At 59.4% G+C, this 12,761-nt stretch carries 10 protein-coding genes and 1 other RNA gene; 4 read left to right on the top strand and 7 right to left on the bottom strand.

Going from position 1 to position 12,761, the window contains the following annotated elements:
• Positions 1 to 68: 68 nt before the first annotated feature.
• The 5 genes from XMD517_RS12945 to XMD517_RS12965 form a co-directional block, all read right to left on the bottom strand.
• Positions 69 to 1,685: an ABC transporter ATP-binding protein gene (locus XMD517_RS12945; protein WP_173484888.1), complete on the bottom strand. Its 1,617-nt coding sequence runs from the start codon at positions 1,683 to 1,685 to the stop codon at positions 69 to 71.
• Entirely contained in the window at positions 1,682 to 2,788 is a 1,107-nt protein-coding gene (locus tag XMD517_RS12950; protein WP_173484889.1) for an ABC transporter permease, read from the bottom strand. The genes XMD517_RS12945 and XMD517_RS12950 overlap by 4 nt, the downstream gene beginning before the upstream one ends.
• A gap of 3 nt (positions 2,789 to 2,791) precedes the next feature.
• On the bottom strand, positions 2,792 to 3,877 hold the full coding sequence (locus tag XMD517_RS12955) for a microcin C ABC transporter permease YejB (RefSeq protein ID WP_173484890.1): 1,086 nt from the start codon (positions 3,875 to 3,877) through the stop codon (positions 2,792 to 2,794).
• A gap of 6 nt (positions 3,878 to 3,883) precedes the next feature.
• Positions 3,884 to 5,824, bottom strand: coding sequence for an extracellular solute-binding protein (locus tag XMD517_RS12960; RefSeq protein WP_173484891.1), 1,941 nt, complete (start codon positions 5,822 to 5,824; stop codon positions 3,884 to 3,886).
• Between the two features lie 260 nt (positions 5,825 to 6,084).
• Positions 6,085 to 6,612 (bottom strand): cytochrome c family protein, encoded by a 528-nt coding sequence (locus XMD517_RS12965; RefSeq protein ID WP_173484892.1) that lies wholly within the window; start codon positions 6,610 to 6,612, stop codon positions 6,085 to 6,087.
• Positions 6,613 to 6,729: 117 nt separating this feature from the next.
• On the opposite strand from XMD517_RS12965, the gene XMD517_RS12970 reads away from it, so the two are divergent.
• Positions 6,730 to 7,566 (top strand): prephenate dehydratase, encoded by an 837-nt coding sequence (locus XMD517_RS12970; RefSeq protein ID WP_173484893.1) that lies wholly within the window; start codon positions 6,730 to 6,732, stop codon positions 7,564 to 7,566.
• A gap of 113 nt (positions 7,567 to 7,679) precedes the next feature.
• On the opposite strand, the gene XMD517_RS12975 is transcribed toward XMD517_RS12970, so the two are convergent.
• Entirely contained in the window at positions 7,680 to 8,141 is a 462-nt protein-coding gene (locus XMD517_RS12975) for an SRPBCC family protein (protein ID WP_173484894.1), read from the bottom strand.
• Positions 8,142 to 8,216: 75 nt separating this feature from the next.
• Positions 8,217 to 9,179, bottom strand: a complete 963-nt coding sequence (gene nudC / locus XMD517_RS12980) for an NAD(+) diphosphatase (protein WP_173484895.1) — start codon at positions 9,177 to 9,179, stop codon at positions 8,217 to 8,219.
• 169 nt (positions 9,180 to 9,348) lie between these two features.
• Between nudC and XMD517_RS12985 the strand changes: the two genes are divergently transcribed.
• The 3 genes from XMD517_RS12985 to rsgA all read left to right on the top strand — a co-directional run bounded on the left by XMD517_RS12985 (position 9,349) and on the right by rsgA (position 12,761).
• Positions 9,349 to 11,301: a bifunctional 2',3'-cyclic-nucleotide 2'-phosphodiesterase/3'-nucleotidase gene (locus XMD517_RS12985; RefSeq protein ID WP_173488423.1), complete on the top strand. Its 1,953-nt coding sequence runs from the start codon at positions 9,349 to 9,351 to the stop codon at positions 11,299 to 11,301.
• A gap of 52 nt (positions 11,302 to 11,353) precedes the next feature.
• Positions 11,354 to 11,451: signal recognition particle sRNA small type (ffs, locus tag XMD517_RS12990), an RNA gene on the top strand.
• Positions 11,452 to 11,732: 281 nt separating this feature from the next.
• Entirely contained in the window at positions 11,733 to 12,761 is a 1,029-nt protein-coding gene (rsgA, locus tag XMD517_RS12995) for a ribosome small subunit-dependent GTPase A (protein ID WP_173484897.1), read from the top strand.

The raw sequence follows: 12,761 nt of genomic DNA on the forward strand, positions 1-12,761 counted from the left end.
TCGAAACAAAACAAAAGGGCGCGGTTTTCCGGCGCCCTTTGCTGTTTTGTCAGGCTTGTGATCAGGATTTATTGCGACACCGCGTCCGAGGCTTTCATGTCAAAGGCTGCGGCCATCAGCGCGCGGGTGTAATCGGTGCCCGGTGCGTCGAAAATCTGATCCGCGGGACCGCTTTCGACAATGTCGCCCGCGCGCATCACCAGCACCTTGTGGCTAAGGGCGCGGACCACGCGCAGGTCATGGCTGATGAACAGATAGGCGAGGCCGTATTTTTTCTGCAACCCGCGCAGAAGCTCTACGATCTGCACCTGAACGGTCATGTCGAGGGCCGAGGTGGGTTCGTCGAGCACCACCAGTTTCGGGCGCAGGATCATCGCGCGGGCGATGGCGATGCGCTGGCGCTGCCCCCCTGAAAACTCGTGTGGGTAGCGGTCCATCGTGGTGGGGTCAAGGCCGACCTCTTCCATGATTTCAGCCACCATCTCACGTCTGTTGCGGCCCGGCTGCACCCCATGCACGGTCAGCCCTTCGGCAATGATCTCTTCGCAGGTCATGCGGGGTGACAGCGAGCCATAGGGGTCTTGGAACACGATTTGCATGTCGCGGCGCAGCGGTTGCAGCTGGCGTGATTTTCGCCCCTGAATGTCTTCGCCCAGAAAGACGACCGGCCCGTCCGACCGGATCAGCCGCATAACCGCCAACGCCAGAGTGGTCTTGCCCGATCCGCTTTCACCCACGATGCCCACCGTTTCGCCGGCCCGGACCGTGAACGAGGCAGCATTGACCGCTTTGACATGGCCCACGGTGCGGCGCATGAGCCCGCGCTGAATGGGGAACCAGATGCGCAGGTCCTTGGTTTCGGCGATGATCGGCGCCTCGGCGTCCACCGGTTCCGGGCGGCCGCCTGCTTCGGCGTTGATCAGCGTTTTGGTATAATCATTTTGCGGATTGGCAAAGATCTCGGCGGTTGGGCCCGTCTCGACGATCTCACCCCCTTTCATCACGCAGACCCGGTCGGCGATCCGGCGCACGATGCCAAGGTCATGGGTGATGAAAAGCAGGCTCATCCCTTCGCTCTCTTTCAACTCCATCAACAGGTCGAGGATCTGTGCCTGAATGGTGACGTCCAGTGCGGTGGTGGGTTCATCCGCGACCAACAGGTCCGGCCCATTTGCGAGCGCCATGGCGATCATCACCCGTTGGCGCTGACCGCCGGATAACTGGTGCGGATAGTCGGACAGGCGCCGTTCGGCATCGCGGATCCCCACCTTGTTCAGCAGGTCGAGGATGCGCACACGCGCGTCCTCTCCGCGCAGCCCCTGATGCAGTTCCAGGCTTTCCGCCAGCTGCTTTTCGATTGTGTGCAGCGGATTGAGCGAGGTCATCGGTTCTTGAAAAATGAAACTGATATCGTTGCCACGCACATCCCTGAGATCAGCCAGCGAGGCGCCGATCATCTCACGCCCTTCATAGGTGATGGAGCCCGCGATCTGCGCGCTGTCAGGCAACAGTCCCACGGTGGACAGGGCGGTCACCGATTTGCCCGATCCGCTTTCGCCGACCAGCGCCACGGTTTCCCCATGCCCGACCTCGAAACTCACCCCGCGCACCGCCGGGTGAAGCTGCCCGTCCTGACGGAAGGAAATCTGCAGATTGTCAACTTTCAGAACGCGGGCATCCGTCATTGGAACGTCTTTCGCGGGTCAAAGGCGTCGCGCACCCCTTCGAAGATGAAGACAAGCAGCGACAGCAGGATCGAGAAGGTCAGGAAGGCGGTGAAGGCAAGCCAGGGCGCCTGCAGGTTGGCCTTGGCCTGACGGGTCAGTTCCCCCAGCGATGGCGCAGAGGAGGGCAGGCCGAAACCGAGGAAATCCAGCGTTGCCAGGGTTGAGATCGTGCCGGTGATAATGAACGGCAGGAGCGTGAGCGTGGCCACCATCGCGTTGGGCAGAACATGGCGATACATGATGACCCGGTTCGAGACGCCAAGCGCGCGCGCGGCGCGGACATATTCGAAATTGCGTGCGCGCAGGAACTCGGCCCGCACGACACCGACCAGCGCCGGCCAGCCGAACAGGACGGTCACAAAGACCAAGAGCCAGAAACTGCGTCCGAGAATGGCAAACAGGATGATGATGACGTAAAGCGATGGGGTAGAGCCCCAGATCTCCAGCAGGCGTTGGAAAATCAGGTCGGTCTTGCCGCCGAAATAGCCCTGGATCGCCCCCGCGGCAATGCCGATGACCGAGGTCAGCAGGGTCACGACAATGGTGAAAACCACCGACAGCCGAAAGCCATAGATCACCCGCGCGAGCACATCGCGCGACGTGTCATCGGTGCCCAGCCAGTTTTGCGCACTGGGGGCTGAGGGCACGGCCCCGCCCGTGTCGACAATAGTGGTGTAGCTATAGGGGATCGGGGGCCATAACAGCCACCCGGCTTCGACAGGTGCACCTTCGAACTGACCGGTTGCGGCCTCGGCGATCACCTCGTCGGGGGCGTCCCAGCAGGCTTCCAGCCCGCCGGTTTTGATCAGGCATTGCACCTCGATATCCCCATAGGGGGCTTCGGTCCTGAAATCGCCGCCAAAGGTGGTTTCGGGATAGAATTTCATGATCGGCACATAAAACTCGCCGCGATAGCTCACCAAAATCGGTTTGTCATTGGCCAGAAGTTCCGCGATCAGCGACAGGCCAAACAGCAGGCAGAAGATAATCAGCGACCAGAAAGCGCGCCCGTTGCGGCGGAAATTGCGCCAGCGGCGCTGGTTGAGGGGGGAGAGCGCCATGGATCAGCCCTCCCGCGCTTCAAAGTCGATGCGCGGATCGACAAAGACATACATGAGGTCAGAGAGGATACCGATCACCAGCCCCATCAGGCCAAAGACGAACAGGGTGCCGAAAATCACCGGGTAATCGCGTTGCAGCGCGGCTTCGAACCCCAGCCGGCCCAACCCGTCCAGCGAGAACAGCGTCTCGATAATGACCGAGCTGCCGAAGAAAACGCCCAGGAAGACCGAGGGGAAACCTGCGATCACGATCAACATCGCATTGCGGAACACATGGCCATAAAGCACCCGGTTCTCAGCCAGGCCCTTTGCGCGGGCGGTGACCACATATTGCTTTTTGATCTCGTCGAGAAAGCTGTTTTTGGTCAGCAGCGTGAGCGTGGCAAAACTGGCGATTGTGGTGGCCAGAACCGGCAGGGTGATGTGCCAGAAATAGTCGATGATCTTGCCCCAGAGGCTCAGCTCTTCGAAATTGTCCGAGGTCAGGCCGCGCAGCGGGAACCATTGCAGATAGGATCCGCCCGCAAACACGACCAGAAGCAGGATCGCAAACAGAAAGCCGGGGATGGCATAGGCGATGATGATCATGCCCGAGGTCCAGGTGTCAAAGCGTGACCCGTCCTGCACCGCTTTCTTGATCCCCAGCGGGATCGACACGATATAGGCAATCAGCGTGGACCACAGGCCAAGGGTGATCGACACGGGCAGTTTCTCGGCCACCAGTTCGAACACGCCGATGGACCGGAAATAGCTTTCGCCAAAATCCAGCCGCACATAATTCCACAGCATCAGGAAAAACCGTTCCACCGGCGGTTTGTCGAGGCCAAACTCCCGTTCCAGCTCTTCGATGAATTCCTTGGGAAGGCCGCGCGCCCCAATGTATTCGCTGTCGGACCCAAAGGTTTCCTCTCCCACATCATTGGCATTGCCGATGATCTGCTGGGTCACATCCCCTTCGCCCTGAAGTTTGGCCAGCACCTGTTCAACAGGGCCACCCGGAACAAACTGGGTCAGCGTGAAGTTGATGATCATGATGCCCAGAAGGGTCGGGATGATCAGCAGAAGACGTCGTAGAATATAAGCGCCCACAGGGGATTACCTCAGCACACCTTTGGATTTCAAAGCGGCGTATTTATCTTCGTTGATCCACCAGAAATCAAGAAAGCCCGTTGCATGGGGCGGCAGGTTTTCGGGATGTTCAAAAAAGTCGTAATAGGCCAGCCATGTATCGGGCACATACCCGGCGTGGATCATGATGCGTTCATGGCGCAGCGCACGGTCCAATGCGGTGAGGGTGGTGATTTCGTCTTCGCGGGTTGTGGTGTCCAGAGCTGCGGTGATGATGGCGTCAACCAGGGGGCTGCGCAGCGTGGCCGGGTTGTAAGAGGAGACTTCGGCTGTTTCAGAGCCAAATATCTGCCGAAGACCGGTGCCCGCCTGGACAAAGGAATTATATCGCGTGAACAGCATCTGGTAATCCTTGTCCAGATACCGTTTCTGCATCTGGGCCGAGTCGACCTTTTCCGCTTTCGCGTCGATCCCCAGATCCTGAAGTGCCTTCACATAGGCGGTGATGATCGCCGAGGCGGTGTTGGAGGTCGCCGATGACAGCAGGAATTCCAGCACCATCTGTTTGCCGGCTGCATCGCGCAATACGCCTGCGTCATCCACATCCCATCCGGCCTGTTCCAACAGCTTCAGGGCCTTGCGCTTGTTCTTGCGGTCTGATGGTTTATCGGGGTTTGAGCTGTGCGCCATTACCGCCGGTTCCGTCAGCATCTCTTCCGGCACCAAATCCCCCAGTGATTTCAGAAACGCAAGTTCCTTGCCCTTGGGCAGCCCCTCGGCCATCACCTCTGTCCCTTGCGAGAAGGAATGGCGCTGGGTGGTCAGGCCATATTGCAGGGACTTGCTGACCCATTCGAAGTTGAACAGAAGCGACAGCGCATGGCGAACCGTCTTGTCATCCAGCGGCGCCTTCAGGGTGTTGAAGATGATGCCGCTATTGCTGGGCGGGTTCTGCAGCAAAATCTCTTCGCGCACCACGTCGCCGTTTTCCACGGCCGGGAAATCATAATCGATGGCCCAGCGTTTGGTGCTGCCTTCGGGGCGGAAGGTGACCTCGCCTGCCTTGAACGCTTCAAACTCGGCGGTGTCATCGGCGAAATATTCAAACCGGACATAATCGAAATTGTGACGGCCCTGGTTGATCGGCAGATGCCAGCCCCAGTAATCGGGATTGCGCTTGTAAACCACATAGCGGTTCAGCTCGTAGTCATCCAACTGGTAAGGCCCGCTGGCCATCGGGGATTTCAACGATCCTTCGTCCAGCCGTTCACCGGTTTCCTCATACCAGGCTTTGGAGAAAATCGGCGTGCCCCCAACCTGGTCAATCAATGAGCGGCGGGAAATGCCATCTGCAAAGGTATATTTGATCGTGTGATCATCCAGCACTTCGACCGACGTGATCCGCTCCTTGACCGCACGCGCGTAGGAGCGAATGGCCTGTTCCAGAAACAGATTATGCGTGAATGCGGCATCATGTGCGGTCAGCGGAGATCCGTCGCGGAACCGCGCTTCGGGGCGCATGTGGAAGATGCAATAGGACTGATCTTCCGGGTATTCGACGCTTTCCGCGATCAGGCCATAGCTGTCGGTGATGTTGTCAGCGGGGACGCCGCCGCCAAAGGGCATGTCGCCAAACATGCTTTCCGCCACGACAGAAGAGTTCACTTCCGCATTCCCCGATTTCCAGGACCAGCGGTTAAAACCATCAAAGGTCCCACGTTCGGACAGGGTGATGGTGCCGCCTTTCGGGGCGTTTGGATTGACATAGGTGAGATGGGGGAAATCAGCCGGGTATTGCAGCTCTCCATAGAAGGAATACCCGTGGCTTCGGATCAATTTCCCGCCCGAGCCTGCGGTGCCCGATGCCCAGCCCGTGCGTGGAATGCCGCCAAGCCCCACCGCCGTTCCCGCTCCTATCAGACCAAGGGCCGTGCGACGGGATACGGGGCCAAAACGCGATGAGGTCATGATGGATCTCCTGATGTCATCTTGTTGCAGATACATAACCTGCGGTGAAACCGGACAGGCGTGTCATTCCTATCGGACGTTAAAGCGTTTTAGGAACTGTGTGAATCCCAAACTTGGCCCTGAAACCTCGCGCGGGATCAATCCTGCGTGGGTGTAGGCGAAGACTTGCTGGATGGGGGCAGGCCGCAAAGAAAAAGGCCACCAGCATCGGCTGATGGCCCTGTCTTCAATCTGTGTCAGGCGCTGCCTGTATCGGGGGCTTAGCCGCCGATGGTGCCCAGATAGGCAATCAGGTTGGCACGATCGGTGTCTTTCTTCAGACCCTTGAAGGTCATCTTGTTGCCCGGAGCGTAGCCTTTCGGATCTGTCAGCCAGTTGTTCAGCTCTTCCGCGGTCCAGTTGGAACCAGCCAGCCCAGCCAGCGCGTCCGAATAACCGAAGCCGTCAACAGAGGCGATCGGGCGATCGATCAGACCGTAAAGATGCGGGCCGGTGCCGTTGGCGCCGTCTTCCAGCTTGTGACAGGCTTTACACTTGCTCCAGACTTTCGCGCCTTTTTCGGCGTCGGCGGATGCCAGAAGCTCTTCAAAGGAAACTTCTTCCACCACTTCCTCTTCTGCGGCCTCTTCACCAGCAGCCAGAACAAAGCCGGTGGTGGCATGACCGTCAGCAGCGTGGCTATCGCCTTCGGTAAACAGAATACTGGCAACCCAGCTGCCCAGAAGGAAAACAAGCAGGGCACCGCACAGGGCACCACCGGCTTTCGTCAGTGTCATAGTGTCGAACATGTCGCGTCTCGTTTCATCCAAAGTTAAAGCCTTCTAGCCGCTTCCCTTGTGTCATTTCAAGCGATATGACGCTTATTCACAGGGACAAATTGCCATAGTGCAGGAGTGAACAGCCAAATGACCGGTCGGATCGCATTTCAGGGGGAACCCGGAGCCTACTCACATGAGGCCTGTATCAAGGCCCGTCCGGATATGGAGGCGATGCCCTGTGAGACGTTCGAGGACGTGATTGCCGCGGTGCGGTCAGGGGCGGCGGATCAGGCCATGCTGCCGATCGAAAACTCGACCTATGGACGGGTGGCCGACATTCACCGCCTTCTGCCGGAAAGCGGGTTGCATGTTCTGGATGAGGCTTTCGTGCGGGTGCGGATCAGTCTGTTGGCCCTGCCGGGGGCAAAGATCGACGATATCAGTCTGGTGCGCGCCCATCTGGTATTGCTGCCGCAATCTGCCAACTTCCTGAAATTGCACGGGATCAAAGGCGTCGCTGCGGCGGACAGTGCCGGGGCGGCGGCCAAGCTTGCCAAGACCAAGGTGGCGGGAGAGGGCGTTCTGGCCTCATCCCTGGCAGGCGAGATTTATGGGCTCGATATTCTGGCCGAGGATGTTGAGGATCATGGCCACAACACCACTCGGTTTGTGATCATGGGGCGTGAGCCGAATCATGAGCGGCGTGGTGAGCACGGCATGATCACCACATTTGTATTCGAAGTGCGCAACATTCCGGCGGCGCTTTACAAGGCGATGGGGGGATTTGCCACCAACGGGGTGAACATGACCAAGCTGGAAAGTTATATGGTCGACGGATCTTTCACCGCCACCCGATTCTATGCCGATATTGATGGCCACCCCGATGATCCGGGTGTGCGCCTGGCAATGGAAGAGCTGGATCATTTCACCGAGACGGTTGATATCCTCGGGGTGTATCCACGCGACCCGAGTCGCGACGAGTGAGCCTTTGGCAAGAGACCTGCGGGTCAACAGCCGAATTTGCATCTGAGCCGGGGTATCTCCGGGTCAGATGACATGGCGCGGATGCCGGCGATCGTCGGTGTCAGGCGGGGCTGTCAGGACCGGGCGCGGTCTTCGATCGTCTGCGCGTAATCAGCCACCCGGCGGCGGAACTTTTTGACCAGGTTCCCCCGCGCGAGCTTCATCGACTGCATCATCAGACGTGCGGGGATGGATTTCGGTTTCATTTCCACGTCAAGATTCAGGCGGGTGCGCCGTGGGGACAACGCTACCAGGTCAACACGAACCTCCGCTTCAATTCCCGAGATCTTGGAAAACAGGACCATGCCGTGCGGGGCTTCGTAGTGGGTAAGCTTCATGTCTGCTTGCCGTTCGCGATTGCGAAAGGGAAAAGTTGCCCGCCAGCTCATGCCCGGTCCGGGGGCGGACAGGGTATCCGTGCGCACCACATCTGCGCCCCGGCGCAGGGCGGCGCGTTCCAGCCCACCGAAATCAGATACCGATGCAAAGACATATTCGATGTTGGCAGCGATATCTTCGCGGGTGCTGAATCTCATGACAACCTCATTTGTTACGGAACCCACGCATACCGGAGTTCGGATGACGCAGCAAACTTGCGGCCCAATCTGCGGTCAAACGGTGTGATCCGCAAGCCAGTTTCTAAGCAGGAAATGGGCGATGGATCCGGGGCGGGCCGGGCGGATTGCGGGATGGTGCCCCGCGAAACTTTGCATCACCTCTTCGCGGGTCAACCATAAGGCGTCCTCCAGCTCGTTCGGGTCCAGCGTGATCTTGTCGCTCAGGGCTTCCCCCCGGGTGCCGATCATCAGTGAGGCCGGAAAGGGCCAGGGCTGCGACGCGAGGTAGCCAACCTTGCCGACCCGCACACCGGTTTCTTCAAACACTTCGCGGCGGGTGGCGGCCTCGATGGTTTCTCCCGGTTCCATGAAACCGGCAAGCAGGGAATACATGCCCTCGGGCCAGCCCGGAGAGCGACCGATCAGCACCCTGTTGCCATGGGTGATCAGCATGATCACCACGGGATCCGTGCGTGGAAAATGCATCCGCCCACAGGACGGGCAATCACGTTGCCACCCCGCCTGCGCGCTGAGCGAGGGCTGACCACAGCAAGAGCAGAACCTGTGGCTGCGATGCCATTCGTGGATCGCGCGCGCGGTGGCCGCAATCTCGGCCTGGGATGGGGTCAGCGCGGTCAGCATGGTGCGCAGCTCTTTGAACACACTGCCAGCCGGGGCCTCGGGGTGGCTCTGCTCCTGGGTGTCGAGGAAGCTGTTGGTGTCGGGAAGGGCGATGCCTTCCCAGTCCGGCAGGGTCACGGCAAAGACTGGCTGGTTCCCGGACAGACCGAGGAAAACCGGGGAATCATTGCAGTTTGCAACGAGGGGGTGGGTTTGCTCAACCAGCACCAGCCGAAGCCCCCCTCCGTCCTCCGGATGGACCAGAGGTTTGCCCCGCCAAAGCGGTAAAAAGACCCCATCTGCCTGAAGACCAAGGAGCTTTTCCGGGTCGGAGCGAAAATGTGCGGCCCGGTCCAACTGGTTGACTCCAAAACTCAAAATATCGGTGGCTGCCATTGAAATCGTCTTTCTTTGTTCCAGAAAATGCGTCCATCGCCTTTCATATAGGCGATCACATCCCTCATAGGTAGTGTATTGTATCTCGATTCATCTTTTGCTGGTGGCTCTTCCCATTCGGCGTTAAGCTACTTTGTGCAAAACGCAAATTTCCTGTGCAAGTGGGGAAATGGTAGAAAGGCAAGCAAGCGTGTCGCAAAACGCCGCGAATGTGGATGAGTGTTCCCGATCTCTCAGGATGCGGGTGCGCTTTCTGGCGACCACGGATTTGCATATGCATATTCTGCCGTATGATTACCTGAACGATCTGCCAAACGCACGTTGGGGGCTGGCGCAAACCGCCAAGCTGATCCAGCAGGCGCGTATGGAAAGGCGCAATGCAGTTTTGCTGGATGCGGGGGATTTCCTGCATGGCACGGCCATGGGCGATTTTGTGGTCGAACAGGCCAGGGGTGAGCGGGCGCGCGGGCACCTTCCGGAGGTTCACCCGATGATCGCCGCGATGAACCATCTGCGCTATGACGCAGCGACCATTGGCAATCATGATTTCGACCGAGGTGTGGACGTCCTGCTGTCTGCAATCGAGCAGGCCGAGTTTCCGATTGTCTCGGCCAATTCGGTGCTGAAAAAGGGCGAGCATCCCTTTCTCGACAGCACCTTCATGCCGCCCTACACGATCCTCAATCGTTGCTTTCAGGACTGCGATGGGGTGTCGCATATGCTTCGGATCGGCGTGATCGGCTTTCTGCCGCCAAACTCGATCCACACGGGCGAATCTCAACCCATCACGCCGGGCACACGTGATATCCTTGAGGCCGCGCGGAGCTTTGTCCCGCGGTTGCGCGCCAAGGGGGTCGACCTCGTGGTCGCTCTGGCGCATAGCGGAATTGACATGTCAGAGCCGCGACCCGGAATGGAAAACGCGGTTGTGCCACTCTGTGAGATTGACGGTATCGACGTGGTGATCGGCGGGCATTCGCACCAGTGCTTTCCGCCGCCACCCGGGGATGCAAACCCTGCCCATAACTGGCTGCACGCGGCGCATGTGGATCTCGAAGGGGGCAAGATCCATGGCAAACCGGTGGTGGTGCCGGGTTTCTGGGGGTCCCATCTGGGTGTGATTGATCTGGATCTGACCCGCAGCGATGGTCGCTGGCACATTTGCGCCGGCCGGTCCGAACTGCGCGAAGTGCCGGAAAGCGAGCAGGACGCGGTCGGGGCTGATTTCTCGGCGCTTCTGGGCCAGTTGCACGAAAGCACCCTGATGCATGTGCGCACCCGTATTGGATACGCGCATCAAAGTCTGCACAGCTATTTTTCACTGGTGGGACTGGACCCGTCGACCCGTCTGGTGCAGCAGGCCATGACAGATTTCACCCGCCAGCTGATCAGCGATGGTGAGGTGCCGGACCTGCCAGTGCTGGCCTCTTCAGCCCCGTTTAAAAGCGGAGGGCTGGGAGGGCCTGGCTATTTTACTTCGATCCAACCGGGAGAGCTGACCCTGCGCTCGGTGTCGGACCTTTACATCTTTCCCAATGAGCTGGCATTGGTGCGGGCCAGCGGGGCCTATATCCGAGATTGGCTGGAACGCGCAGCCAGCGTGTTCTGCCAGGTGGCACCGGGGCAGGCGCGGCAGGTGCTCAAGGATGTGGGCACGCCGGGATATCTGCTCGAAACCATTCTTGGGGTGAGTTATCGGATTGACCTGTCACAACCGGCGCGGTTCAGCACGGCAGGGCGATTGGAAAATCCCGCCGCCTGTCGGATCACGGATCTGCGATATCAGGACAGGCTGGTGCGTGATGAGGACGAGTTCCTGCTGGTCACCAGTGATTTCCGCATCCGGGGCGGCGGAGGGTTTCCAATCATCGACCCGGATCGGATCGTTCCCGTGAAACAGGTGTCGATCCGGGATCTGGTGCGCCAATATGTCGAACAGCGTCAGAACATCGAACTGGAGCCGACACTGCAATTCACCTTCGCTCCGGTCAGGGAAGCCAGCGTTGTCTTCCCGTCTTCGCCGCTTGGAAAAGCGCAATTGGCCGAGGGGGTGCCCTTGTCTTTGCGGGATCTTGGCGAAGAGGATCCGCGCGGCTTTTCCCTCTACGAGCTGATGCTGTAATCTCGTGCGCGCAAGGCTTGCATCCGGTTTGAACCCATCCTATATGAAACCCCGAGAGGTTGGCGCGGGCAGGCGCCTCGCCAACCTGGTCAGGTCCGGAAGGAAGCAGCCACAACGAGCCCCGCTTGGGTCGTGTTCAGCCTCTCACCCGCGTGCATTTCCGTCCGGAAATCACAAGCCCGACAGGTGATTGGCACAATCACCGAGAGGGACACTACCAGCCCCCAGAAGGTGAACGCAGTGTCACCAAAAGGGACACACCAACAACGCACCAGACGGAGGGACTTTATGATTGTAACAAACACCCTTCAGGCAGGTCGTTTCTGATCCAATCCCGGCCCAGCTGGCCGCAAGGGATCACTGCCTGATACACCCTTCCGACATCGCATCGCGATGCCCGGAAATGTTGTGTTCTCTACACAGGCAAACCAATGACATACACTCTTAAGGACCTCGGATGGTCCAACCACTTTGCGCGCCAACTGGAAGATGCCAGCGCGCAAACCCCGTTTCGCATCAGCGAAGTGCATCGCGACCGCCTGTCGGCGCTGGGCGCAGATGGCGAACTGACCCTGATCACTACGGATCACTCCACCGGCGATTTCGCCGTGGGCGATTGGGTGCTGGCCGATGATGCCAGCCGCATCACCCATCTGTTTGATCGACAGACAGAGCTGAAACGCCGGGCGGCTGGCACGGACGCTCGTTTGCAGCTGATCGCGGCCAATGTGGATGTGCTTTTCATCACCTCATCCTGCAATGCCGATTTCAACCCGGCACGCGTTGAACGCTATCTGGCCCTGGCCCATGAGGCCGGGTGTTTTGCGGTTCTGGTGCTGACCAAAGCGGATCTGTGTGACGACCCAAGCGTGGTCACACGCGAGGCCGAACGGCTGGCCCCGGCCTTGCCTGTCCTCGCCGTGAATGCGCTTGATCCGGAGGGGATTGCCCAACTGGAAAGCTGGCTGCCTGCGGGGCAAACCGCTGCTCTGGTCGGCTCATCCGGCGTGGGTAAAACCACCTTGATGAACGGGCTTTGCGATTTGCACGATGCCACTCAGGGCATTCGCGAAGATGACGCAAAAGGCCGACACACCACCACCGCGCGGTCGCTGCGGCCCACCCGCAAGGGCGCCTGGCTGATCGACACGCCGGGGATGCGCGCGCTGCGTCTGGCAGATGCGGGCGAGGGGATCGACGCGTTGTTTGATGACATCGTGACCCTGACCGCGTCCTGCCGGTTTTCCGATTGTCAGCATGAGGGGGAGCCGGGCTGTGCGGTGCAGGCGGCGATTTCGGACGGGGACCTTGACCCGGATCGTCTGAAACGCTGGCGCAAGTTGCAGGCCGAGGATCGGCGCAACACCGAAACCCTGGCCGAAGCCCGCGCGCGCGACAAGGCGTTTGGCAAAATGGTCAACAGCGTGGTGCGCGACGCGCATTACAAGAAGGGGCGGTAA

This window comes from Aliiroseovarius sp. xm-d-517, from assembly GCF_013283135.1.
Classification (GTDB): Bacteria; Pseudomonadota; Alphaproteobacteria; order Rhodobacterales; family Rhodobacteraceae; genus Aliiroseovarius; species Aliiroseovarius crassostreae.

Excerpts from the sequence above, each read along its gene's own strand:
- XMD517_RS12950 (WP_173484889.1), bottom strand. The coding sequence starts at position 2,788 with ATGGCGCTCTCCCCCCTCAACCAGCGCCGCTGGCGCAATTTCCGCCGC.
- XMD517_RS12960 (WP_173484891.1), bottom strand. The coding sequence starts at position 5,824 with ATGACCTCATCGCGTTTTGGCCCCGTATCCCGTCGCACGGCCCTTGGT.
- XMD517_RS12965 (WP_173484892.1), bottom strand. The coding sequence starts at position 6,612 with ATGTTCGACACTATGACACTGACGAAAGCCGGTGGTGCCCTGTGCGGT.
- XMD517_RS12945 (WP_173484888.1), bottom strand. The coding sequence starts at position 1,685 with ATGACGGATGCCCGCGTTCTGAAAGTTGACAATCTGCAGATTTCCTTC.
- rsgA (WP_173484897.1), top strand. The coding sequence starts at position 11,733 with ATGACATACACTCTTAAGGACCTCGGATGGTCCAACCACTTTGCGCGC.
- XMD517_RS12985 (WP_173488423.1), top strand. The coding sequence starts at position 9,349 with ATGGTAGAAAGGCAAGCAAGCGTGTCGCAAAACGCCGCGAATGTGGAT.
- XMD517_RS12975 (WP_173484894.1), bottom strand. The coding sequence starts at position 8,141 with ATGAGATTCAGCACCCGCGAAGATATCGCTGCCAACATCGAATATGTC.
- XMD517_RS12970 (WP_173484893.1), top strand. The coding sequence starts at position 6,730 with ATGACCGGTCGGATCGCATTTCAGGGGGAACCCGGAGCCTACTCACAT.
- nudC (WP_173484895.1), bottom strand. The coding sequence starts at position 9,179 with ATGGCAGCCACCGATATTTTGAGTTTTGGAGTCAACCAGTTGGACCGG.